We start from the raw sequence: 24352 nt of genomic DNA, 5'->3' as shown, positions 1-24352 counted from the left end.
GACAGCTCGGTCGAGTGTGCGGCGGTCGGACTACGCCGAGTGCAAATGAGGCCGCCCCCTCGCGTTCCGGTAGTCAGTTGGTTCAGACGGCGAGGGCGGCTCGAGGGGGGCGAAAAGGGGATGAGAATTGCAGCGGTGTGTTTGTGGCCTCGATTGCGGGGCCAGGAAGCGCCCTCGCCGTTCGATCATGCCAGAGTTCAAGGCCGAGATCTCCGACCTGTGCCGGCAGGGAGACCGTTCGGTCGGTGTCGCGAAGGACTTCGGCCTGGCCGAGCATCCTCAGACGTGCGACAGCCTGCTTCGCAACGGAGTCCCGGTCAACCGAGGCGGAGGATCCGCCTGCCGCGAACGGTGGGCCGGGCACTACGGTGGGACGCGAAGGACTCCGTGTGTGGTGCGGAGCTCAGACACCCCCACACCGGCGGTCTTCGCCATGATCAAGAACCAGCCCTGTTGAGAACGGTCGTGATCAATACAGTCGGCAAGCCCAGTCCTCGGCATACGCGCCTGCCTTCGCTGGGACGCCGCGGCGCCTGGGAGTGCGATAGCCCGAGTGCCCTCCTTGCTCAAGGCGTGAGCGATTGTCTAGCTCCTGACCTGGGGGAGGCGGCAGCGCCGAAGAAGACGAGCAGGATCATCTGGCGGCACCAAGCTATGCGCGAGGCATGGCTGAGTGGGTGCTCCGCAGCAGCCCGGGCAATCTGCGCTTTGCACCAGCCAGTGATGTCGGTGCCGAGCATGTGCAGTACCTCGCGGCGAATGGAGTCCGGCTGAGGCATGTCGTGGGGGCGCAATGAGGTACAGAAGAGAGCTGCGGAAAGGGCTGTGAGTACGTCCTCACCGATCACGGTGCCAGCCGGAGTACTGAGTTGTATCGACTTACCCACCATAAAATCACCTCCCAAGGTCATCAACTGAGATCAAAGCACGTGGTCGCTTTGTCCAAGTTGCCCTATTTCATCGTCTTGGCAGATGCGGCGCTCCACTTGAGTAACTGCTACCTGTTTCGTTCGCCACACGATCGAGAGCGTGCGGCAGTTGCCACAGCCCTGATTGCCGAGGGGGACACGAGACGGGGCCGTACAACCGTTCGGCCTTGAAGGTGTCGCGCTTCAGGCGCATGGATCTTGGCCTTGGCCTGCCCGTGGTGGGGCGGGTGACATGCCGGTCCCGCTACCTTCGACCGACTCCTGGCCCACTCCGGAACAGGGTGGAGGTCGCCCGGTTGGTCGCGATCGAGCTCACGGCCGTGTGAGCCCCACGGCACACGGCCAAAGTGGACTCCAAGAGCGCAGGCTCGCGCGTCCCACGACGGTTTGAGCAGTACATTCCGCCTCGTATGAGTCGGCCGAGGGCCCCTCGGCCGACTCATACGCTGCTGGCAACTGCGACGCTGCACCCGGACCGCGATCGGCACCGGGCCCGTGAGCGCCGCCGGCCGCTAGGGAAGGCCCTCGGCGCAATCTGCGCACACGTTGCGGAGGATGCCTGACGCCCGCAGTTGCCAAGCCCGCATCAGCCAGCTTGGGACCCGAGGCTACGACGCCTCAACGTAGTGACAATCTTGCAGAACGTTACTGACGTCAGCTCGTCAGGGTGATAGTTGCTCGACGAGGGTCAAGCCGGTCCCCGCTATGAAGCCGTCGAGGGTGTGGGACCGGTATTGAAGGCGTTTGAGCCTGTTACGGACAAGGGCTTCGAGCTGGTCGAGGGCCATGACGGCGAGGTTGGCGAGGCTGCGTTTGACGTGGGCCCATACCCACTCGACGGGGTTGAGGTCGGGCGAGTAGGCGGGCAGCAGGAACACCGTCAGCCATGCCCGCTCGGCCACGAGGGCCTGCATCCTGCGGGACACGTGGGTGTTCAACCGGTCCCAGACCAGCACGATTGGTGCCCCGACCAGCTGGTGGACACCGTCGATCAGCGCGATGAAGTCCCGCTCGCCCATACTGCGACGGGCACTTTTCCCCGCGGGATGACTCCGCAGGCGGTGACACAGCCGGGTCCGGGAACCCGGCCGCATTGCAATCAGCCCGGCCACTGACAGCCGGCCCGAACGGCGGCCGCTGATGGTGACAACCGGGGTCACTCCGCGCCGGCCCCAGGTCCGTCCCCGCGGCGGCCTGCGGGTGAACCCGGCTTCGTCCTCGAAGCAGACGTAGCCCCCGCAGGCCGCCCTCGCCCTTTTACCTCCGCCCAGGTCGCCTCCTTCCATACGGCGACAGCCTGCTCATCGCGCTCCGCGACCCGCCGGGCGGGCACCTGCGGGCTGAAGCCCAGCCGGTGCATCAGCCGGGTCGCACCCGAGACGCTGTAGGAGACATGGAACTTCCTGCCGATCAGCGTGGCCACCCGCGAGGCGGTCCACACCTGGTCCTCCACCCAGCCATGCGCGGCCGGCCCCTGCTCCAGATACGCGGCCAGCTTCTCCAAAGACCGCGGGGACAGCCGGCACCGCGACCCGCTCGGACCACGGGAGGCCAGCGCCTGAACACCGCCATCCCGCCACAACTGGTGCCACTGATAAGCCGACTTCACACTCACCCGCAGCCGCCGTGCGACTTCCGACGGCTTGATCTGCTGCTCGAACAGTTCAGCCGCCTGCATCCGAACCGTCTCCCGACGCCGGCGCCCCGTCGGCGTCAGCCCGCCCCCATCTGCATATCTCACACCTCACGGATACAGCCACCCGCCTTCACCCGTCAGGGACTTCACACAGATTCACCCCGACGAGCTGAAGTCAGTAACCGACGCCCCGACCGGCCCCGGAGCTTCGACGAAACCCTCCACCGGCGATGCAGCGCGTGGAACCCCACCCTCACCGCCTCAAGCAACGGCGTGGGCACCGTCACCAATCACGACAGGCACCCAGACCGCCACCCTGGCCAACCGACCCATGATCTACAGCACGCTTCAGCGGCTCACTTGTTCACCTTGGATGATTGGTAGCTGGGTATCGAATGCTCTGTCCGTCGAGAAGGCGCACCTATGTCATGAAGGCTGGTCTCACCGCGTTCTCTCTCCCACTTTTCGGGAAGTCGCTTCAGCTCTCGCGATCCACGTCTTCCCGATCATTTTCGCGGAGCATTGTCTGTTCGGGAGGACGCGACGGCGGACCAAGGAAGAAGGTTCACAAGATGGCCGATGGAGTCGTTGCTGCCGATCCGGCGGACGCAAGCAGCCCAACCTCGCGTCAAAAGAAGGACGGTCGCCGTGTCCTGCTCGCGGCTCCGCGTGGCTTCTGCGCAGGTGTCGACCGTGCGGTAACCACGGTTGAGAAGGCGCTCGAGCTATACGGAGCTCCAATCTATGTCCGCAGGCAGATTGTGCACAACAAGCACGTAGTGCATGCTCTGGAGCAGCGGGGAGCGATCTTCGTTGAAGAGATTGAAGATATTCCCGAGGATTCCATCGTCATCACCTCCGCACATGGTGTCGCTCCATCGGTTCACCAGGCGGCGAAGCGTTCCCAGCTCGCCACCATCGACGCCACCTGCCCCTTGGTAACCAAGGTCCACAATGAGGCGCGGCGCTACGCCGAGGACGGCTACGACATCCTTCTCATTGGCCAGGAGGGGCACGACGAGGTGCTCGGCACGCTGGGGCAGGTGCCTGAGCATATTCATTTAGTCAGTGAAGCGGGTGATGCCGTGCATGTGAGCGTTCGGGACGAGCGTAAGGTTGTTTGGCTATCGCAAACCACGTTGTCCATGGATGAAACTGAAAAAACCGTTACCCAGTTGAAGCGACTCTTTCCGTTGCTGGAGAGCCCACCCAGCGACGACATCTGTTACGCAGCTCAGAACCGTCAGGGAGCAGTCAGGAGGATGGCTCCAGAATGTGACTTGGTGATCGTGATTGGTTCCAAGGATTCGCATAACTCCAGTCGCTTGGTCACAGTTGCTTTGGAATATGGCGCCGGGGCAGCCTACTTGGTGGACTGTGCCGAGGAGGTAGAAGAGGACTGGCTGAGGGGAGCGAGCGCTGTCGGTGTGACGAGTGGTGCCTCAGTTCCAGAATTCCTTGTGGGTGGCGTGTTGAAATGGCTTGCGGAGCGCGGTTACGACGAGGTCGACATAGTGCGCACTGCTACCGAGTCTCAGAAGTTCGCATTTCCGCGTGAGCTAGGGCGGAGCAGGGATGAACTGCTCCGCGCGGCCCATGGGGAGACGGTGTAACTCCGATCATGGAAGAGTGCACCGGTGACAAGCGAGAACATAGCCAGTCCGTCCGGGGTGGCGGCTGCGTCGGCGGGCGTGGATGACCGGTTCATGAACGAGCCCGTGGCCCGGGCTTGGGGCCTGTAACTGACGGGTGAGGGCGCCCTGTTTCAGCAGCCGGCCAAACTGCTGATCGAGTCCGCCCTCGAAGGTGAGATGACTGATCACCTCAGCTATGACTGGCATGACACGGCCGGGGAGAATGGCGGCAGCTCGAGGGGTGGCAAGCCGTCGGCGCCAAGCACTGGCTGCGCGTGCTGGCGGAGTTGAAGAACAGGAGCGTTGAGGATGTGTTGATGCTGGTCTTCGGCGGCTCGAAGGGTCTTCCCGACGTGGTCGGCGAGGTCTGGCCCAGGACCGTCCTCCAGAACCGTGTGGTCCACCTGATGCGGGCGTCGTCCGGGGCAGGACCGGGACAAGATCGCCAAGGACCGGAAGCCGGTCTGTGCCGATCGAGGACCTGCGACCACCCGCTCCCTCAAGTTCAAGCTCCGAATCGCCCACACCCGGTGGGTGATCGAGCGGACCAATGCCCTGGCTCACCGGATACCGTCGGCTCAACCACCGCTACGAACGCCAACCCCGCAACTACCTAGCCTTCCTTGGCCTCGCCGCCGCCCTCGGCTGCTACAAACGGCTTCTCCACCTCACCACATAGGACACGGCCTTAGAGGGTGTTCGGTAGCGGTATCCCCCTATCCGCCCGATCTACGCTGAGGCGAGATGGACGTGTCTTCATGATCTCGTAGCGGGTAGCGCTTCGGGGCTGTATTGACTATGTGGTGACCGAACGACGTGCGTATCCCTCGGACTTGAAGGACGACCAGTGGGAACTGGTCGAGCCGCTGCTTCTGCAGTGGCGGGCTGCTCGGGTCGAGGGCCGGGAACCCACTACCGACCTGCGTGAGGTCGTCAATGCGATCCTCTATGTCGCCCGAACAGGGATCGCGTGGCGGTATCTGCCTCATGATCTGCCGCCTCACACGACGGTCTACGGCTACTTCCAGGCGTGGGAGGCGGACGGCACTACAGAGGAGATCCACGACACGCTCCGTGAACAGTTACGGAAGAAGAAGGGCCGCCGGATCCTGCCCACAGCCGCAGTGATCGACGCCCAGACGGTGAAGGCATCACCGAACGCACCGGAGGCCACGCAGGGATACGACGGAGGCAAGAGGGTCAAGGGCCGTAAGCAGCACATCGCCACTGACACCCTCGGGCTCCTCCTGGTCCTGATCGTCACCGCCGCCGGCGTGCAGGACACCAACGGCGGCAAACTCGCCGCCGACGAACTCGCCACAAAGTTGCCCACCGTGACGAAAGCCTGGGTGGACGCCGGATACAAGGCAAAAATGATCGCGCACGCCTCGGACCTTGGCATCGATGTGGAAGTCGTCTCACGTGATGCGGAGCAGAAGGGCTTCGTGGTCCAGAAAGTCCGATGGCGTGTGGAGCAGACTTTCGGGATCATGAGCCGGTACCGCCGCCTGCACCGCGACTACGAAGCTTTGCCGACCCGGTCCCGGTCAATGAGCATTTTCAGCGTTGCCTCTCCAGGGTGAGGACCGCGGCGGCGATGTCCGTCGTGCGGTTCGGGCTGCAGCGGCTCCGGCGGAAGATCCGCCAGGACTTCAGGCGGGCGACGCCTCGTTCGACAGGAGCGCGGGCCTGGGCGAGTGCCCGGTTCAGCGTCCGTTCGGTCGGTGACAGTTCGCCGTTGGGCGGGCGGCGGATGGCGGTGGTGACCCAGGAGCCTGCGCCGATGTAGGCGCGGTCGGCGACGATCGGGACGCCCTGGCGTTCGCAGATTCGGATGATGCGGTGGGTGCGTGCGGCGGTCAGATCGTGAGCGCGGCCCGGCAAGGCCGACGAGATCCACAGAAGCTGGCCCTGGGGATCGGTGACTATCTGCACGTTCACGCCGTGGCGCCGGTGCTTGTGGGAGTAATCGGCGCGTGCGTCGCCCAGGCGGTCGCACTCGCTGAGGGTGCCGTCCAGGAGCACGTAGTCCGGGTCGTGCTCGCGCAGGGTCTTGAGCAGGCCCGGCGCCCGGTCGGCGAGGAGCCGCACGACGGCGGTGGTGTAGGCGTGGGCGGTGCCTACGGATATGCCGAACCCGGCGGCGATCTGCGCGAGAGTGTCGTGCTTGCGCAGGTAGGCGAGAGCGACGAGGGCGCGCTTGTGCGGCGGAGCTTGCAGCGGCGGTCACCCTCACGGGTGACGATAAGCATCGTGACCCACTCGACCAGCGCATGAGGCAGGTCGAGTGCGGCAGGATAGGGAACCAACAGGGCTCCTGGGCCGGCAGGTTGAGACTTCGAACACCTCACCCAACGGCCCGGGAGCCCTGTCCGTTGCGGGCGCCAAGGTCATCACCCGATCGGTGGCCACGCTGAAAATGCTCAGTGAGCGTTTTCAACGTTGCCTCTCCAGGGTGAGGACAGCTTTGGCGATGACGGTCATGCGGTTGGGGCTGATGCGGGATCTGCGGAAGATCTGCCATGACTTCAGTCGTGCCATGCCGCGTTCGACCGGTGCCCTTGCCGCGGCCAGGGCCCGGTTGACGGTGCGCTGGGTGAGGGTGAGTTCGCCGCCCGGTGGGCGTTTGAGTCCGGTGGTGACCCAGGGGCCGGCGCCCTGGTAGGCGCGGTCGGCGAGGACCGGGACGCCCTGGCGTTCGCAGATCCGGATGATGCGGTGGGTGCGGGCCGCGGTCAGGTCGTGGGTGCGGCCCGGCAGTGCGGGCGAGATCCACAGCACCTCGCCGGCGGGGTCGGTGACGACCTGGACGTTCACGCCGTGCCGGCGGTGCTTGGCCGAGTAATCGGCTCGGCTGTCGCCGACGCGGTCGCACTCGGCGAGGGTCCCGTCCAGGAGGACGAACTCCGGATCATGCTCGCGCAGCGTCTTGAGCAGGCCCGGGGCCCGTTCGGCAAGCAGGCCGGTCACGGCGGTGACATACGCGTGGGCGGTGCCGACGGATATCCCGAACCCGGACGCGATCCGGGCGAGGGTGTCGTGGCGGCGCAGGTACACCAGAGCGACGAGCGCACGCTGGTGCGGCGGGAGCTTGCACCGCCGGTCACCCTCACGGGTGACGACGAGCATCGTGACCCACTCGACCAGGGCATGCGGGAGGTCGAGTGCGGCAGGATAGGGAACCAACGAGGCTCCTGTGCCGGTGGGTTGAGACTTCGAACACCTCCCCCAACGGCACGGGAGCCTTGTCCGTTGCGGCCCCCCACCTCAACCTCACCGGCGTCACCCGATCAGTGGCCACACTGAAAACGCTCAATGATCCACTGGTCCATGGTCAACTCCATGGCCAACCGGTTGACCGCCAGCCCGAACAAAACCGGGCAATATCTCCGCCCGAAACCCCCCGCGACAGCCTAAAGCAGTACCGAACACCCTCTCAGAGCGTACAGATGGAAGAGGCTCTTGGAATACCGGCGCTGAGGCGTGTCCAGCTGTTCACGCGCGGGACGTGGTGGAGTAGCGGCCACCCAAGCGGGCACCGAAACCTCGTGTTCGAATCGACCCTGCGAGACGGCTCCACTCACCCCAGTGGACTACTCGCCGTGGGCTGTCTCCAGATGGCGGAGACAGCCCACATCTACGACTGAGGCGCCCGCGCGAGAACGTCAACTCGATGTCGAGGAGCAACCACTCGCCTTCCTCGCGGATCCGCCACTTCTGATGTATGTGCGATCAGGGTCGTCACTCCCTCCACACGTAGGCGGTTTCGTCGATTCAAGGCCAACCACACATGGAGGAGGCACCCGCGGAGCTTTCTGCATGGTCTGGCGTCGCCTGCCCGTACGTACCGAAGGTCGCAGCCGAAACGTACCCTTTCAGCTAGTTGTGTAGCGGCTACTCAGGCAGACGAGTGGCTGGCGGGAAAAGATAGGTACGGTCGGGGACAGGCGAGATTCCTGTCGCTGTTCAGCACAGCCACCACGCCGCCCTCCGGAGGTGATCATCGTGCATAAAGCCAGCGAACCCGGCCAACACAGCGTGGATAGCGATCCACTCACCGGTAGCAGTCTCCTGAGTCACGTTCCCACGTCACGTATGGCAACTGAAGTCGGTCACGGTGACGGTGTACATGAGATTCTCGAACACCGTCCCGACACTGTGGCAGTTGCTCGCGGCACCGCGCAACGGCTGTTGGAGAACTGGCAGGTGAGTAGGGATTGCGTCGAGGCAGTGGTACTGGTCGTGTCCGAATTGGTCACCAACGCCATTGAGCATGCCCTCCCGCCGGTTGTGCTCCACCTCCGCCAGGATTGCGACGATCGGGTATGGGTCGGAGTGAGCGACGGTGGTCCAGCCATGCATGCTGGCCCCTGGACTGCCTCCTGCGCGGACGATGAACACGGCCGTGGTCTCAAGATCGTCGCTGCACTCGCCGAAACACACGGCACGCACACCCACTCCGCCGGTACCACCACCCACTGGGCCAGGATCATCACAGGCTGACCCGTATGCCCCCGCCCCGACCCCCTGACAGAACGGGGCGGCTGCCTACATCACACGGACGCCGCGCGATAGACCCCGCAAAGGGACGGCCCCCCTGTCGCAACCGGTCCCATTCCCTTGTCTGCAGGTGAGGTACCGGCCGCGTCGCCCCGCCCCTGATTTGAGCCTCCGTGGGCCGAAGCCTTGGCGGCTTCACCGCGCGACGCGAATGCGCCGGCAGCTCAGCGAACGTGCCGAACCATCCGTGACCGGCGGCCCGATGATGAGGCCGGAGCCCGTCCGGAATCGTGGCATCCAACCCCAGCCATGCGACAGCCACGGCCCGCCTCGCGCAGGGCGGTGGCAATGGACGCACTCGGCAATCAGGTCGGCCACCCAGCCGGAGGCAAGCCCCTGTCTCCGGCTGCGGGTAGTGGGCATCCGTATTCGCAGGCATCGATCACCTGACAGGTGCCATCCGCTGAGGGCGGTATGGCTGAACGTCTTGACCCTCCCACGCTCTACTGGTTCAGTGGCTGAGCCACTGAACCAGTAGAGCGTGGGAGGAAGCATGGAGGCCCTGTCTCGGCGAACAATCGTCGATGAACTGGAGAACCGGCTGAGGGACGACATCATCGTCGGGTGTCACCCGGTGGGGAGTCTCTTGCCACCTGAGCGGGAACTGGCCCGCAGTTACGGCGTGACCAGAACTACACTCAAGCACGCTTTCGGTCGGCTCGTGCAGGCTGGCCTGCTCGAGACTCGCCACGGGGTAGGTACTCGCGTGCGTGACTACCTTCGGCTCGGCGGGGCCGACTTGCTGCCGGTACTAGTTCGGCACGGCAGCGACTGGCTTGGCGATGTGTTTGAGGTCCGTCGCACCATCGGAGCGCTGATCGCCGAGCGCGCGGCTGTCCGGGCAACACCCCAACAAGTAGCAGAGCTGCACTCGTTGCTCAAGTCAGTCGCTGAGGCAGACGAGACGGCGGCAGTCCAGCTGGCCGACGTGGAGGTCCACAGGGCCCTTGCTCGTGCAACGGGCAACCGCGTCTACCTGCTGCTGACCAATACTCTCTTCCAAGCGTACCTGCCGTTGCGGGCGGCCCTGTCAAGACCGTTCATCGACGCGCAGGCCGCGCATGATCGCCTTGCCGGTGTCATCGCGGCCGTCGCAGCAGGCGATCCGGTCGCGGCCAAGTCCGAAGCAGAATCGTATCTCACCGCTACGGAACGCATCATGTGGGAGTGCCTGCGGTGAGGACGACAACGCGCTTCTCAGAGACGATGCTCGGCACGGTCTCACTCGACGGGCATGAACGATCCATACGCCTGGACCTGGATGTGGAGACCGACGAGCTGCTCAGGCCCTGGCGGACGGTTCACGCCAAGGCGAAGGGCAGAATTCGTGTCACGGGTCTCACCGACGACTCAACAGTCACCGCAGATCTGGAAATCTCACCATTGAAGCGACGTAGGATCCGCTACCGCCTCTCGTTCAATGCCGGAGGGCGGCGCCTGACCCTTGACGGATGGAAATCGGTGACGGCACTGCGTCCGGTGGCGTCGATGACAACACTTCCCTTCACTCTCCACGAGGAAGACGGCACCCGTGCAGGCACTGGAACGCTGCGCTTCCCCCTGAGTACGAGTCTTGTTCCCTTCCTGAGGAGCTTCCGTTTCCCGCGCCAGGCGGCGCAAGTCGCAGTCCACAGTGCCCCGCGGTGGAACGGAGAAAACGGGCGGACGGAGGTCTGGTACACCACCCTGACCGACCCTCTGACTGGAACTGGAATCTGGCTGCACCACGAAGTCGTTGCACCCACCGACGGCAGCCCTCCCTTCGCACACGGCTGGGTTGCAGCCTTTCCCAGGAGCCGGCCCCCCCAGTACGCCCGCTTTGGGCCCCAGCCATGGGGCAAACCGCGCGACGGTTTTCTCACCGACGACGTTCATGCGCTGCCCGACCGGCTGGCAGGGGCTGTAGAGGACTTCTCCTGGGAACTGACGGAACATGGTACCCAGGCACCGCTGTTCACCTTCCCCGCCTGGTCCTGGCGTCACGCCCTGCTCCCAGCCGCCCAGATGCTCCCCTCAGGCCGCTCCACCTATACCGGCACCTTCCGATTCGGCACCACCACTCTGTCCCTTACGGATGCGCCCGGCGCGTCGGCCCGCATCTACGGCCATGGAAACGCCCGTAGGTGGTCATGGCTGCACGCTGATCTCGGCGACGGAGACGTACTCGAGGTCGTAGCAGCCACCTCCATGCGCCCATTGCTTCGCAGCTTGCCACCCATGGTGTTTCTGCGACTGCGTCGCGGCACCACCATCTGGCCACGGCGAGCGGAGCGAACCGCCGTCGGTTGGGCCGGATGGCGCAGGTTCCGCGCCGACCTGGGACTCCCCAGCTGGACCGTGACCGGACGGGCAGGTCTGCGCCGCATCCGGGTCGAGGTCACGCAACCGGCACAACACACCCTGAGCCTCAAGTACGAGGACCCCGACGGCAGCATCGCCGTGTGCAGCAACAGCGAACGCTCCGACGCCCGCATCGTCCTCGAACAATGGCGAGGGGGCTGGCGTACTGAGGCCGAGTGGACACTCAACGGCACTGCGCACGCGGAAGTTGGCCACCGATGAACCTCGCCCCCCTGGTCCGCGCAGTGCTGGGGGACGACCCCAGCCTTCCCTGGACAGCCAGCGTCCCTCACCGCCTCGAGGCGGTAGCAGCCGCGATGCCTCCCGCCATGCGACTGGCCCTACGCAGCGCCGCAGCCGCTGTTGACGTCTACGCGATCGCCCGCACAGGGCGGCGCACCAGCACGCTCCCGGCAGCACAACTCGACCGATTGCTCGCGACTTTGGCCACCAGGCCCACGACAGCCGCGCTGCTGGACGCCGTGAAAATGCCCGTCCTGTTGGCAGCCGGCACCGAGCGGATGCTGGCTCTGGGCAATGGTCAGCAGACCACAGTCGTGTCTCGTCCAGACCCCTACCTGGATTGCACTCCCGCACAAGACTGGCCGTCGCGAAGCACTGCAGACGCAGTCGTTGTCGGTTCCGGAGCCGGCGGTGCCGCCGCCGCGCGTACCCTCGCACAAGCAGGCATGCGCGTGGTCATTGTCGAGGAGGGAGAACATCACACCACCGCATCGTTTGCTCAACAGACTCCATTGGACCGCTTTACCCAGCTCTACCGAGATGGCGGCGCGACCATCGCCTATGGAAGACCGCCGCTCCTCCTTCCCTACGGCCGCGCCGTAGGGGGCACCACCATCATCAATTCCGGCACCTGCTATCGCACACCGGAGCACGTTCTGCGACGCTGGAGCAGAACCTACGGTTTCCGGCTGGCAGATGACATGGAGTCCCGTCTTACCGAGGTCGAAAGCGACTTGCGGGTGGGGGTGCAGCCTGCCGATGTCCTAGGGCGTAACGGGCAATTGTCTCTTCTTGGAGCCAAGCGGCTCGGATGGCAGGCCGCACCGCTGCGGCGCAACGCGTCAGGGTGTGCCGGATCCTGCCAGTGCGTGGTGGGCTGCCCCACAGGCGCCAAGCAGAGTATGCAGGTCTCGATCCTGCCGGAAGCCTGTTCGGCGGGAGCCAGAATCGTCACGCGAGCCAGAGCACTGCACCTGCTTGTCGACGCCGATCGGCCTGGCGGCCCACGGGCTGCCGGTGTGAGGGTACGCCGCGCGGACGGGACCGACCTGGAGATCCTTTCTCCCCTGGTTGTCGTCGCGGCCGGAGCACTGCAGACGCCGCCGTTGCTGCGCCGCTCCGGCCTGGGCAGCCACCCACGAGTCGGCCGCAATCTCAGTGTTCATCCCGCTATCAGCGTTGCAGGCCGTTTCAGTGAACCTGTCCTGGCGTCGAAGGGAGTACTACAGAGCACTGGGATCGAGGAGTGGCACAGCCAGGGAATCCTCCTGGAAGCAACTGCGGCTCCACCGGGCATGGGCAGCTTCGTCCTTCCCGGTGCAGGCGCGGAGCTGCGGCGCGAACTCCTCGAGTCGGACCATCTCGCCACCCTGGGCGCTATGATCGCCGACCGACCGAGCGGTCGAGTCCTGGGGCGCTCCAAGGCGCACGTCTTCTACGACCTTGACCCGCACGACGGCAGACGACTCATCGCAGCTCTGCGTGCAGCCGGCACCGTGCTCTTCGCAGCCGGCGCAGACGAAGTCCTCACCGGAATTCCCGCAGCAGCGCCTGTCAAATCCCTGCACGAGTTGGAGGAGCTCCTTGACCACACCCGGCCCCGGCAGCTCCATCTGTCCGCTTTCCACCCCACAGGCACTGTCGCTGCAGGCGCCCAAGATCAGCTGTCGCCTGCAGATCCGCAAGGCCGCCTTCGTGGGGTTCGCGGTGTCCTGATCAGTGACGCTTCGGTGCTCCCCAGCTGCCCCGAAGTCAATCCGCAGTTGTCCATCATGGCCGCATCGCTCGCCATCACCCGAAACTGGCTCAGTACGCAGGCGTCAACTTGAGCCGGTCCTAAGGGACCGGGCTTGGAGGTAGCGCCCAACTGGCTGTTGGGTGGGTTCCTCCGTCCAGGCACCCCGCCTTGGGGTGGCAGGGACGCGTGATTCACTCCCCGCAGTCCACACGGTCTCGCCCTTGCGGGCGATGTTGTGGGAGGCGTTGTCGTCCACGTACAGGACGATCACGCAGGACCGGCACGTGAACGATGCCTGTGGATGGCGGTCGAGCCGGTTGATGTGCCCACGCTCGGAGCACTGTTGGCTGGTCTACGCCGGATCAACGTACACCAACGGCACTCCGTGGTTGACGTTGTCGGAGTGCCGGGCCTCCTTGCGGGAGCGCTTCTTGAGGAGGCGTTTCGCGGACTTGGTTCTCTTGGCCTGGGGCTTCTTCGCGAGGAGTTCCCCGGGCACATCCGCAAGGACCTGTGGGGCTCACACTTCTGATCGCCGTCCTGATTCGCCGCGTCCCGCGGCGGCGCACCGCTCGCCGTGGTGAAGGAGTACATCGAGAACCAGTAGCGTCCCGGCTGAGGTCAACAGTGTGGACCCGTGGGGGCCGTGCGGGCCAGAGAAGCGAGTCCTCCCGGGCCCCGTTCAACGGCCCCAAAGCTCACGGATCAACGGAGAAGCAAGAGTGGTAGGCCTGCGCCTCTACGGAACTAGCGTCTCCTCATACAAGCCAACCCTCGGAGAGGTCAGAGCATTCAGTGTCTCAGCCAGGTTATTTTGAATGCGCTCGCTCAACGCGAGCACACTCCTCCCAGGAAGAAGATCGTCAAACTTGGTTGCTTCGAGAACGGCTACGAAGGTGCGGCATGCTGCAGCGACCCATGTCGCATAACCGTCCCTAGCAGGACCGGATGTCTCTTCCTCATCAATGGCCTGCAGTGCTTGAAGCAGCCAACCCGAGGTGGTGTGGTCTCCGACCACCGGAGCCATCTTCTGATCGATGAGCTCCCGAATGCCCTGGTGGTAACAGCGGGCAAGAGGTTCCGGAGGCGGCGGAGAAAAGCCTAGTTGCGCAATCGCCCTCAGCATCAACCGAGCCCAGCCGCGGAACTCTTCTCGGTCCTTCTCGGAGTCTTCGAGCTGTACGGCTTGGGAGTGGACGCGCGCCAATACCGCTGCGCACCTCTCAACCGTCCCCATGTTGTGTGTGCCGGATGTTCGCATCTACTGACCTCCGCAGCCGTACCCCCGACTACCTGTGTTCGTCCATCGTCGGAGCCGACACCCGGAAAGTGCGTGAGCAGTACCTACTCACTCACAAATCAGACAAATGGACTCTCGTCTTGAGATCGATCAATCCGCGACACGGTACCTGACGCACAGCCTGTGCCGAGAGCACCGCCACGCACGTTGCGGCAGAACATGCAATGGGCCTGGCGGCGCCGTGGTGTCTGCCCATGGCCGACCTCGTACTACTGATTGCCGCCCATCACGCACGGACTCCCACGGTGCGCCATCTCGCACATCCGTTCGGTGGCCTGCCGGGTGATCAAGCGGCTGCGGCCACTGCTCGCAAGCGAGCCGGTTTCCCGGCTCACCGACACAGTCGACGGCCTGTGGATCGTGGACGGACACGCCCTCTGTGAACGTTCGAGCCTCACTCGATGCTGACACCAGACTCGACGTCACTGAGGTCGGCTGATCCCGTGCTTACGAGCTCGCGCATGGTTGACAGCGATGCGTCGAGGGGCGCGGTTTCGCCGGGTATTTCGCCCACCTGCCGCGAGGGTGAGGGGCTGCTTGTGTGACAGCAGACCGGCATTGGCTTGGACGGCGTAGGTCGCGTGCTCGCGGCGGCACTGATGGTGAGCGGATGTTCGCCAGTTCTTGAGGTGTGCGATGCCGTGCTCGCCCCCGATCCGGCGGGAGGAGTGAGCCTTGGGCTGATGGTGGTGCATCTCCTCGTACCAGTCGGGGGCCTGCTTGAACTTGCGGTGTGCCGGCGTCACGACGTGGCCGCCAGTCTGGGTCCCGCTCTGACTGGGCATCTCCGCGCAGCTGGCCGGCCGGGCCGGGCTGCAGAACAGCAGCCTTCCGTCGGCGTCAGTGACGGCCATGGACGTCACAGCGTTCTGTATTGTCCTTGCCGGCTATGTACTTCTCCCGGTTCTTGCGTCCCACAGCGGCTGCGGACCCTGACCTCTGTGCCGTTGATGATGCCGTTCTGCCCGCTTGCGCCGAGACCGTCGACGGCCTTGGCGAGTCGACGGAGCCGGACGCCGGGGCGATCACGCGGCCCCGCGCAACGCGAGCAGCGGCCGCACCTCACCGACTGCACGCGTGATCCTGGAACGATCGACACCGGACCAGCAGGCCAGCACATCATGAGCGGCACCGTGGCAAAGGTGGACGAGCGTGGCCGTCAGCATCAGCGAAGACCAGCTGGTGCTTCGCGTCGGCGCCTGCTGCCGGGCGCCGTGGTCGCGACGCGAGCCCATCCTGATGCCGTCCATGCCACAACGGGCCAAGCTCGGCGACGAGTTCAGCGACCACGTCGGGCGTCAGCCCCGTGTTCTGTCGACTCCTGACGATCGTCGCACTGCCCAGTTCCCCACCGCACAGGCCATGATCACCGCCTCGGCGCACGCTGCTGGCGCCAAGTTCCTCGCGGCCGCAGAAGGGGATGTAAGGCGCTTCGGAACTGCCGATCGTCCGGCCGGCCTCGCCGGGTCGCCCTGGTGCCCCGAGACTGGGGCAATGTCAGCAGCAACCTGACCGCCCCTGGTGCTCCCGCCGCGGCCGGCAGCGCGTCTTCTACGCATCCGCGCTGATCAGCATCCGCGGCTGCGAAGCATTGCAGCGTTCCTAGGAACCCGAGCGGCCCGAAGGCCAGCGGAATGCCTGGCTGTTCTCGCGCTGACCCGGAGAACGGTAAACGTCTTGTGCGCCGTGACGCGTGACGGACGTCGCCATACCTTCTACTCGGGCCGGAGCGTTTTGAGTCGCGTCAGGAACGGTGCCGGTGAGTACAGCCAGCCGATGCGCTCGGCGAACCGCCGGGGGGATGGCATCGTCGATCGCTCCTATGCCAGGGCCCGTATCTCCAACCTCGCGGCCTCCATGGCACTCCGCCGTGAGGCTCGGCGAACACCGGAAGGTCGGTCGCCGCTCAATCGCAGCCCTCACCGAGTCCGGGCCGCTCGACCGCAGCGCGACCTTTGATCACAGACGAAGCATCTCGGCCTCTCCTCCGCCTTCAGGGCTCTTCAGCCGATCAGGGGGACAACTCTGCGGAGTCCAGGGGGCCGGCCCTCACTAGAGCAGCGGCGCTCGCCTGCACAGTGGACACCGCTCACCCCACACCTGGTAACCACTTGCACCGGCACACGATGGACAAGCCCACTCAGGCTCTTCTCTACCGGCTGACCCGCTCGTGCGCGCACCACGCCGTCCGAAGTCACCCTGCTCAGAGCACATCGCCCCTCCCGGCTTCTCATGTCTCCGCCTGCCTTGAGGGAAACCTGAGTAGTTCCTACTGCTGCAGTGACCGCATAGTCCGGAGAGAGTTTAATCTGAGGAATAATCGACTCTTTCCTGATGTAGCGAACAAAGGAGAAACGATGCGTTCCTTCGACCACTTGCCATACCGATTCAAACCGATACCAGAGGTCATCGAATCTACGACCTGTACAGCGCGCCGAAGCGAAACGATCCGATTTCATGTGCAATTGGGTTAGAATCATCTTCAAATCCAAACCCTCCCCGCATTGCGCCCCACCAGCAATGTCGAACAATGACCTGATCGAGTAACCTCCGGATTCTACTACCGACAAGATGCTACCCTCACCCGGCTCGATAGAACATCGACTGGCACCGCGACCCTTCTCAGGAATTCAATGCATCACGCCCGCATCATCGGAACCGGATCCTACATCCCCAGAAATAGGGTAGACGGCCCCGTATCGCATTCAACTAGCCGACTAAAAGATTCGCTTTCCGACGCATTCGAGGACTCAAACAGACGACACTATGCGTCACCGGACGAAACGTCGGTATACATGGGAGCCCGGGCGGCGCAACGCGCCCTCGAAGACGCAGATGTAAGTCCCACCGACATCGATCTCATTCTCTACTGGTCATTCGTTGCGGATTCCGAGACACCAAACGATGGCACGCGGATTGCCATGGAGATCGGCGCCAGTCAAGCCGCGTGCATCGCCGCAGAAATGGGGCTCAGCGCCACCTCTCTGGCATTGATATGCATGGCTTCAAGCTTTATCGAAAGTGGAACATTCGATCGGGTCCTTGTTGTCACTGTGGCCAACTGGGCAAACAGAGCATTCGAAAAAGGGACGGACATTGGCCCCGTGGGAGACGGAGCCGGAGCGCTGGTGCTCTCCCGAGGAGTTGAACGCTCTCTGCTCGGTATGAAACACGTTAGAGAGCCTCGCTACATCGACGTGATCAGCGCCAGCTCTTCATTGGCCACCGGGCGCCCGGAGTACCTCACAGCGAACAAGGTTGCGGATTTCGATAAGTTCGCAGCTCAAGCACCCGTCTTGTTTCTGAATGACTTCTTAAATGAGCACCAGATCTCACCTGAGGATCTCACCTGGTTCCTCCCTCATCAAACAACTGATCGCATGTGCCGCCACTGGGGCGAATCTCTTGGATTTCACGAGAATCAGCTACTCACCACCTTCCACGAACACGGCACACTCGCAGCGGCGAGCATCCCGATCGTGCTCGATCATTTCCGACGAGAAGTACCTGTAGTCAATGAAGGGGACACGCTCCTTCTGTTCGCGGCTGGCGCTGGGTTCAATATGATTGCCATGCTATGGAGACTTTAAAAGCATGCCACTGACCCATCAACGACAGTCCCGAGATATTTCAGTTCGAAACGAGCACAATGCATAATCAATTTCGCCCCGAAATAAGCAATATGCCTTCCTATCGCCCCATCCCCAACCCGAAGGAACTGGCAAACACTCACGGCCTAGGCAGGGTTGTCAAGCTTGACACAAACGAGGTGCCTTTTGGGCCGCTTCCTGGCATCACGGAAACGGTCGCCAGGGTCGCTGACGACGCTCGCCTATATCCCGACTTGTCAAACACTGCCCTCATTACGCAACTAGCCAGGCAATATGAAATCGATCCATCCACTGTCGCGGTGGGGAATGGCTCGGTAGCCTTGATCGAAGCCCTGATCAAGGGAATCACTCGGCCAGGCGAAGAGGTTCTGCACTCGCAGCCTGCATTCGAGGCATACCCACTGGTCACTACGGTGGCTGGAGCCGTTTCGGTCACAGCCCCTCGCAACAAGCACGCACATGACCTTGATGCATTGCTGACAGCAGTCACAAGCCGGACTCGAATCATCATTATCTGTAATCCCAGCAATCCCACAGGGACGTATATTCCATTGGAGGAATTCGAAAGATTCCTCGACCTGGTGCCCCGCAATATCCTGGTCATCGCGGATGAGGCATACATTGAATTTGTCACACCGCCGCCTCAGCGAGATAGCACCACTCTTCCGGCGAAACATCCCAACTTGGTCGTAATGCGGTCATTCTCGAAGGCCTGGGGACTGGCTGCCCTCCGCGTTGGATGGCTCTGTGCCCACCGTACCGTCACTGCCAATATCCGCAAGTGCATCACTCCATTCTCAGTCAATGCTGTCGCTCAGGCAGCGGCTATTGCGGCCTTGCACCAAGCTCCTGAGATGCGTCGTCGCGCAGCGCAAATCGCCCTGGAACGTGACTCAATGATCAAGGAGCTTCGCCGGCTGCTGCCTGGGATACCGGACTCGCAAGGAAACTTCTTCTGGATGCCTCTGGGACCACTCTCTGCCCGTTTTGCCTCATCGTGCGAGCAGCAGGGGTATGTAGTGCGTTCCTTCGGAGACTACGGCGTGCGCGTAACAATTGGCCTTCCGGAAGACAACGTCGGGTTCCTGCGCGTCGCAGAGGACTTGCTCAACTAGACCGAGCGCAGCCGCTGCAGCGCCTTTCAATCAAAAAGGCTGCGCCAACAAGAGAGTGAACACAGTGCGTCCCCTCAACGTTCCGAAGGAAGAACCGGTGTCGAACTATCCAAACCTGCTCATCGACGTAGCCATGCACCACCTCAAAAATCAGGGCATCACTACGGTGTTCGGAATTCCCGGCGGTCTGATACATCCGTTCTTCGACAGAGTCGAGCAGGACGAAGAATTCTCGGTTGTCGTGGCCCGCCATGAAGGTGGTGCTGCTTTCATGGCTGATGGATACGCTCGGGCGAGTGGAAGAATTGCCGTGGCTGCCGCCACATCAGGTCCGGGCGCTACCAACCTACTGACTGGTGTGGCGGCTGCCTTTGCGGACGGTGTACCTATGCTTGTGATAACTGGACAGGCTCCGAGCCATACCTTGGGCAGGGGTGCGGCTCAAGAAACGGCACGTGAAGATATCGATATCGTCGGGATTTTTGGTCCAGTGACCAAGTACTCCGCTATGGTGCCGTCGCCTGCACAGTTCTCTCGTCATTTTCGGCGGGCCATCACCCTGGCTCTGAGCGGCCGTCCGGGCCCCGTACATCTGAATGTGCCGGTCGACTTCTGGCAACAGCCAGTTGACGAGCCCCTCGTGGCAAGCACCGCGATAGAACCCTCGCGGCCTGTGGATCTTCCTGCGGTCGAGCTGGCTGCAGCTTTTCTGACTCAAGCACAGCGCACCGTCGTCCTCGTCGGGTCGGGTGCTTCGTCGCTCGGAGCCAGGCGCCTAGTGGAAGAGGTGGCCACTCACCTTGGCGCTCCCACGGCCACCACACCACGTGCGAAGGGGGTGTTTCCAGAAGATCATCCGCTTTCCCTGGGGGTCTGCGGTCTGGCAGGCAGTCCAGCCGCGCAATCGGCCCTCGTGGAAGATTCCGTCGACACCTTACTCGTTGTTGGCGCGTCTATGAACGAAACTACTACATTTAACTGGCACGCCGGAATTGGACATGAACGCCGCATCATTCAACTCGATATCGACCCGGCACGCATAGGTCGAAATTACCCCGTGGATATTGCCCTGGTGGGCGACACCGAAGCGACACTCGCAGAGCTGTTGAAGCGTCTCCAAGCACATGACAGTTCCCCTCAGCCGGCCACATCTGCGATCCCGGGTAGCAGAAGCATCCCGGAGATTGTCAATGTATCCGAAGGCTCGTCTGCCGCAGAACTCGGTCCGGCTGTTTGGCGTGCCGAATTGAATCACGCACTACCATCGGATGCCATCGTCTTCTCCGACATCGGCGGACACATGCTTTTCAATCTGCGACACCTGCAGATGCGAAATGATCAACGCTTCATTCTTAACATGGGATTCGGGTCAATGGGACACGGCACAGTGGCCCCTATTGGGGCTTCCTTGGGGTGTCCGGGAACACCGATTATCGCAATCGTGGGTGACGCGTGCTTCACGATGAACGGAATGGATCTGTTGACGGCCCGTGAATATGACATCCCCGTTGTGTGGATCGTGGAGAACAACCAGGGGCACGGAATCTCCTATCATGGCAGCAAACTCGTGAACGGTGGGCGCGCCATGCAATGCATCGTGAACAATAAGCGGATCAGCGCGGCAGCCATTGCCGGTGCCATGGGGATCCCAGTGTGGGAAGTTGATCAGCCAGGTCAGATCGGCCACGTCCTCAGAGAGGCGATCACCGTTTCGGGGCCAACGGTGATCGAAGTTCACGTGGATGCAGAAATCTCTCCCCCGCTGGCTGAACGTGCCAAAACCGTTGCGGGATTCAGAAACGACTGACCCTGGCCGGCGCTCGCCTTCTCCTCGCCGTGCGCAAATTTTAGAAGCGGAGCCTGCGACAACTGCCACGCCGGCAACGGACCGCGCCCGGGTGCCCCTCACTTCCAGCGATTTGAGGGGCCGGTCCGTTGCCGGCGTCCGATGGTCAAGACTCCAGTGGATGGAGTTGCGCCGACTTCGCAGTGCCAGGTGCCTTGGTTAAGGCCAGTCGAGGTCGGGCTGAGGAGCGCGGCGGTGCAATCTTCTGCCAGCTGCAGCTGACCGTCGGTCACAAGCGTAGAACCCGCCGCAGGTCTCGCCGGTTCGTGATACCCAGCTTGGTAAAGGCGCGCTGCAAATGGTTTTCCACGGTTCGTGCAGACAAACTCAGCATCTCAGCGATTTCCTTGCTTGTGAGGCTGCCTGCAGCCAACTGAGCGATCTCTCGTTCACGTGCTGTCAGTGCTGCAGTTGCTTCTGTCAACCCCAGAAGAGGTGTGCGGGCCCCATTGCATCGTCCGGAGACGATTGCGGCGCGGTTCCGCGCTGCAGCGGCCATTCGGGACTCGCCCAGACGACGAAGCGTCGTGGCTGCAGCAGCAGCGGCTTCTGCAGCCAGAAGATCCGCGCCGAGATCCTCGAGTTGATCAGCGGCAGCCATTAGTTCGTCTGGATCGTTGGCTGCCAGAGCTGAGGCGAAGTGAGCCCGTGCTGGCGTGAACGCTCCATCGCAGAATTCTGCCAGCTCAGAAAGCCGTCCGGTCGCCTCCCTAGCGCCACCGAGTCGGGCCAGATCCGTCAGGAGTAGAATCTCAGATGTGAAGAAATGCCCGGCGCGGGCTCTGGCTACAGCTTTCGTGAGCACTCGTCTGGCATCTGCCGTCTGTCCACGGGCTGCCAGTATCCACGCTTCTCCCAGAAACTCTTCCCCAGTGAGCCACCCCGTCGTGGGGTATGCGCGGGTGTCCGGCGGGGATGATTCTGTAGTGCTGAAGTCGCCGAGCACTGCCGCCGTCGCTGCCAGGTACGACAGGGTCAGCGGTAGTGCCCTGAGGTGCTGGCTTTCCCGTGCAGGAGCCAGCGCTTCTGAAAACCATCGGTGAGCCACTCCTGGATGACCTGCTTGCCATTCTGCTCGTCCTGTCAAGAACGCGGTCCAGATTCGTGGCTCTGTTGTGCCAGCAGTGGCCATCAACGCGCGGAACGTCTGCTCCCCCGTTGCGATGCTTTCGGTAAGCATGCCGGATTCTGTCCACGCATGATGAATCAGCTGCGTTGCAGGATGAGGCACGGGGCGCTTTTCCTTGTAGGCTCTTACATGAATGTCATGGGCGTGTTTTCCCCAGGTCATTGCTTCGGCGGTGCGCCCGACTGCAGTAAGCGCGATGGTCTTCATGAGTGCGCCGAGGAGCCAAGTGCTGCAGTCGTGGCTGGTTTCGGCTTCTCTTTCCATGTGTTCTTCGAGGAGCTTCAATCCATGATCCGGCTGGCCTGAGATGACCCGAACGTAGCCTTCGATGATCCGCAGTGTTCGTTGGCCCGAGAGGTTAGTGACATGCAGCAGGGCACTGTCTACGACCTCCAGCGTCTTCTCGGTCTCCTGTCCGAGCCAGAAGAGGTTCATAATACGAGCTAGCGCGACCTCCAGCCTTTCTTGCTCGTCGGCAGCATGTGCGTCACCAACAGAGAGCACACTCTCCGCGGATTGCCATCTCCCAAGTTCGGTCAGTGCGTGGCCAAGGAGAACTCGAGTCGATGTCGTGTGCCTTGCATCGGGCAGGGCCTCCAGGAGAGCGACCGCCTGGGGGTAGTCGTGCGCGTGAAAGCTCAAGGTGGCTGCCTGGATCAGGAGATCAGGATCTACGCTTTCGGACGCGTTCAGTCTCCAGATGGCAATGCGAAGGAGATCTTCTCGTCTCTGGGCACCCAGCGCTTCCTTTCGTTGTGCTTGGCCCCGGAGAAGGTTCCGGCGCCGAAGGACGGAAGTGTTCTTGAGGAGCACTTCTCCGTACAGCGGATGAACGAGGGTTACGGCCGTCCGACTCCGATATTCCATCGTGCGGATCAGCCCTGCCTTCTCCAGTTTGTTGAGCTCTGCCGGTGACGTCACGCATTCTGCATCGTCCAACGTCAGCGGCCCGCACAGCGCAAGTAGCTCCAGCACAGGCCGTTCCTTCGGGCCGGCGGCTGCCAGGCGGAACTCGACCAACTCAGTCAGTGTCGGGAGGACCGAGAGTGATGTAGCGGACAGGCGCCACACTTCTCCGTCATGAACGAGGCTTCCGGTGTCCATGGCTCCGCGTACTAGTTCACGCAGGTACAGGAGATTCCCGCCCGATCTTGCATGCAGCCGTTGCGCGGTGCGCCGGCCCACCGGCCCTCCGAGCACGGCCTTGAGGAGCTGCTCGCTCTCCTTCTGTTTCAGCTCGGACAAATTTACCCGGTGCACGGAGGCGCCAAGGCAGAGTGCTTTGACCGCGTCGCTCGTGGGTTCTCCGGCACGAACAGTGGCGATCAGTCGCACCAACTCGTCGTCCATCAGCTGCCGCAACAGCGTCGCGGTTGTCGCGTCCAGCAGGTGCAGGTCGTCCACCCACAGGATGACTCGGCGAGTGCGCCTCTTCAGACCGGCGGCTACATCTGCCGATGCTGAAACCGGGTCATTGAGGTCGATGCCGTCCGGGACGAGATGTGCGATTGCGCCCAGCGGCATTGCCGCAGCAGCTGCGCTTGCTACAGCGTGAGCGCCTTGGAATCCGGCGCGCACTGCGCTTGCCAGGCACTCTTCGGCCAGCCGTGACTTGCCGACACCTGATGGCCCGCACACTACAAACCCGTAGCTCCGCCGTGCTGCCAGCGTCTCGGCGAAGGCGTTCAGCTGCGTTTGTCTGCCGACGAAAGGCCACCGAGTGAGGTCGGCAGACCTCGCAGAGCCGTCTGTTCCTGCAGCCCCGATCAGACTACTCACTACTTGCTACCTCACTAGAAGCCGTCTGCTGCCCGCCAGTTCGCTGAGAGTCCAGGCGGCCACTGTCGGCATTTTTAATGACAATGTGCACACTCAATTGCTCGCCGGTGTGTCAATGCCTACCGGGATATGAGTAGGTCGACGTGAGTACTCACTACTCCACTCAATTACCTCTCGGCCAAGGCCCCGTCGCGGACCGAAAACCGAGATCCACCTCGGCACAGACAGGCGCTGCCGCCCGCGTTCACATGGTCATGGCCCGGATGCAGATGCCCTGGCCCAGCGGCCGGGCCCGGGACCACTCCCGAACCATGCAGGCTGATGGGCCTTCTGTCGGTATCGGCGTCTGCCTGGCGTCGTCGGCGCCTGTGGTGAACGTAGGCTTGCCCCGCCCCGCCGGGCGCGGCGGCACCTTCTGGTCAGCTCACCGCTATGAACGAAGCCGCAAGTCGATGCCCGCGCTACCTGTTGACGTTTTCAGGGCGAGGCCGG

16 protein-coding genes and 4 pseudogenes are annotated in these 24352 nt (G+C 63.1%); 12 read left to right on the top strand and 8 right to left on the bottom strand.

All coding sequences use genetic code 11. The features are described from left to right. Positions 1–1591: 1591 nt before the first annotated feature. Together OG462_RS44115 and OG462_RS44110 are read right to left on the bottom strand one after the other, a co-directional pair. Positions 1592–2200, bottom strand: coding sequence for a transposase (locus OG462_RS44115; RefSeq protein WP_406066281.1), 609 nt, complete (start codon positions 2198–2200; stop codon positions 1592–1594). Then, positions 2086–2646 carry a winged helix-turn-helix domain-containing protein gene (locus OG462_RS44110; RefSeq protein ID WP_266977486.1) on the bottom strand — a complete coding sequence of 187 codons (561 nt, stop codon included), beginning with the start codon at positions 2644–2646 and terminating at the stop codon, positions 2086–2088. The genes OG462_RS44115 and OG462_RS44110 overlap by 115 nt, the downstream gene beginning before the upstream one ends. Before the next feature lie 491 nt (positions 2647–3137). Between OG462_RS44110 and OG462_RS44105 the strand changes: the two genes are divergently transcribed. The 4 genes and pseudogenes from OG462_RS44105 (at position 3138) to OG462_RS44090 (ending at position 5782) form a co-directional block, all read left to right on the top strand. Further along, positions 3138–4178 (top strand): 4-hydroxy-3-methylbut-2-enyl diphosphate reductase, encoded by a 1041-nt coding sequence (locus OG462_RS44105; RefSeq protein ID WP_406053625.1) that lies wholly within the window; start codon positions 3138–3140, stop codon positions 4176–4178. 296 nt (positions 4179–4474) lie between these two features. Then, a pseudogene (locus tag OG462_RS44100) lies at positions 4475–4558 on the top strand (hypothetical protein); the annotation flags it as partial. A gap of 154 nt (positions 4559–4712) precedes the next feature. Beyond that, positions 4713–4878, top strand: a pseudogene (locus OG462_RS44095) (transposase); the annotation flags it as partial. Between the two features lie 154 nt (positions 4879–5032). After that, positions 5033–5782 (top strand): IS5 family transposase, encoded by a 750-nt coding sequence (locus tag OG462_RS44090; protein ID WP_406053627.1) that lies wholly within the window; start codon positions 5033–5035, stop codon positions 5780–5782. Here the strand turns inward: OG462_RS44090 and OG462_RS44085 are convergent. Then, positions 5760–6508: pseudogene (locus tag OG462_RS44085) on the bottom strand (transposase family protein). The gene OG462_RS44090 and the pseudogene OG462_RS44085 overlap by 23 nt on opposite strands. Positions 6509–6635: 127 nt before the next feature. Beyond that, positions 6636–7385 (bottom strand): transposase family protein, encoded by a 750-nt coding sequence (locus OG462_RS44080; RefSeq protein WP_406053631.1) that lies wholly within the window; start codon positions 7383–7385, stop codon positions 6636–6638. A gap of 909 nt (positions 7386–8294) precedes the next feature. Here OG462_RS44080 and OG462_RS44075 point away from each other — a divergent pair. The 4 genes from OG462_RS44075 to OG462_RS44060 all read left to right on the top strand — a co-directional run bounded on the left by OG462_RS44075 (position 8295) and on the right by OG462_RS44060 (position 13171). Beyond that, entirely contained in the window at positions 8295–8702 is a 408-nt protein-coding gene (locus OG462_RS44075; protein ID WP_406066290.1) for an ATP-binding protein, read from the top strand. A gap of 550 nt (positions 8703–9252) precedes the next feature. After that, positions 9253–9939, top strand: a complete 687-nt coding sequence (locus OG462_RS44070) for a FadR/GntR family transcriptional regulator (RefSeq protein WP_406053633.1) — start codon at positions 9253–9255, stop codon at positions 9937–9939. Beyond that, a complete protein-coding gene (locus OG462_RS44065; protein ID WP_406053635.1) occupies positions 9936–11321 on the top strand; it encodes a hypothetical protein in 1386 nt (461 codons plus the stop codon). The genes OG462_RS44070 and OG462_RS44065 overlap by 4 nt, the downstream gene beginning before the upstream one ends. A 266-nt stretch (positions 11322–11587) precedes the next feature. Beyond that, complete coding sequence (locus tag OG462_RS44060) at positions 11588–13171, top strand: GMC family oxidoreductase N-terminal domain-containing protein (RefSeq protein WP_406053636.1); 1584 nt, start codon at positions 11588–11590, stop codon at positions 13169–13171. Here OG462_RS44060 and OG462_RS44055 read toward each other — a convergent pair. The 3 genes and pseudogenes from OG462_RS44055 to OG462_RS44045 form a co-directional block, all read right to left on the bottom strand. Then, a pseudogene (locus OG462_RS44055) lies at positions 13163–13420 on the bottom strand (hypothetical protein); the annotation flags it as partial. The gene OG462_RS44060 and the pseudogene OG462_RS44055 sit on opposite strands and share 9 nt — an antisense overlap. Positions 13421–13432: 12 nt before the next feature. Beyond that, positions 13433–13579 (bottom strand): hypothetical protein, encoded by a 147-nt coding sequence (locus OG462_RS44050; RefSeq protein ID WP_406053638.1) that lies wholly within the window; start codon positions 13577–13579, stop codon positions 13433–13435. Between the two features lie 240 nt (positions 13580–13819). Next, on the bottom strand, positions 13820–14341 hold the full coding sequence (locus tag OG462_RS44045; RefSeq protein ID WP_406053640.1) for a hypothetical protein: 522 nt from the start codon (positions 14339–14341) through the stop codon (positions 13820–13822). Positions 14342–15532: 1191 nt separating this feature from the next. On the opposite strand from OG462_RS44045, the gene OG462_RS44040 reads away from it, so the two are divergent. The 4 genes from OG462_RS44040 (at position 15533) to OG462_RS44025 (ending at position 20913) form a co-directional block, all read left to right on the top strand. Beyond that, positions 15533–15892 carry a hypothetical protein gene (locus OG462_RS44040; protein WP_406053642.1) on the top strand — a complete coding sequence of 120 codons (360 nt, stop codon included), beginning with the start codon at positions 15533–15535 and terminating at the stop codon, positions 15890–15892. 1283 nt (positions 15893–17175) lie between these two features. Then, on the top strand, positions 17176–17970 hold the full coding sequence (locus OG462_RS44035; RefSeq protein ID WP_406053644.1) for a 3-oxoacyl-[acyl-carrier-protein] synthase III C-terminal domain-containing protein: 795 nt from the start codon (positions 17176–17178) through the stop codon (positions 17968–17970). Between the two features lie 92 nt (positions 17971–18062). Next, entirely contained in the window at positions 18063–19106 is a 1044-nt protein-coding gene (locus tag OG462_RS44030; RefSeq protein WP_406053646.1) for an aminotransferase class I/II-fold pyridoxal phosphate-dependent enzyme, read from the top strand. 97 nt (positions 19107–19203) lie between these two features. Then, positions 19204–20913 carry a thiamine pyrophosphate-binding protein gene (locus OG462_RS44025; RefSeq protein WP_406053648.1) on the top strand — a complete coding sequence of 570 codons (1710 nt, stop codon included), beginning with the start codon at positions 19204–19206 and terminating at the stop codon, positions 20911–20913. Between the two features lie 268 nt (positions 20914–21181). Here OG462_RS44025 and OG462_RS44020 read toward each other — a convergent pair whose 3' ends face one another. After that, entirely contained in the window at positions 21182–23860 is a 2679-nt protein-coding gene (locus OG462_RS44020; RefSeq protein ID WP_406053650.1) for a LuxR C-terminal-related transcriptional regulator, read from the bottom strand. Positions 23861–24352 lie beyond the last annotated feature (492 nt).

This window comes from Streptomyces sp. NBC_01077 (assembly GCF_045162855.1).
Classification (GTDB): Bacteria; Actinomycetota; Actinomycetes; order Streptomycetales; family Streptomycetaceae; genus Streptomyces.
This window is presented reverse-complemented; position numbering and strand designations above follow the sequence as displayed.

Bases quoted from the DNA above. Each gene is read 5' to 3' on its own strand.
- OG462_RS44105 (WP_406053625.1), top strand. From the start codon at position 3,138: ATGGCCGATGGAGTCGTTGCTGCCGATCCGGCGGACGCAAGCAGCCCA.
- OG462_RS44030 (WP_406053646.1), top strand. From the start codon at position 18,063: ATGCCTTCCTATCGCCCCATCCCCAACCCGAAGGAACTGGCAAACACT.
- OG462_RS44060 (WP_406053636.1), top strand. From the start codon at position 11,588: ATGCCCGTCCTGTTGGCAGCCGGCACCGAGCGGATGCTGGCTCTGGGC.
- OG462_RS44035 (WP_406053644.1), top strand. From the start codon at position 17,176: ATGGGAGCCCGGGCGGCGCAACGCGCCCTCGAAGACGCAGATGTAAGT.
- OG462_RS44045 (WP_406053640.1), bottom strand. From the start codon at position 14,341: ATGCGAACATCCGGCACACACAACATGGGGACGGTTGAGAGGTGCGCA.
- OG462_RS44070 (WP_406053633.1), top strand. From the start codon at position 9,253: ATGGAGGCCCTGTCTCGGCGAACAATCGTCGATGAACTGGAGAACCGG.
- OG462_RS44075 (WP_406066290.1), top strand. From the start codon at position 8,295: ATGGCAACTGAAGTCGGTCACGGTGACGGTGTACATGAGATTCTCGAA.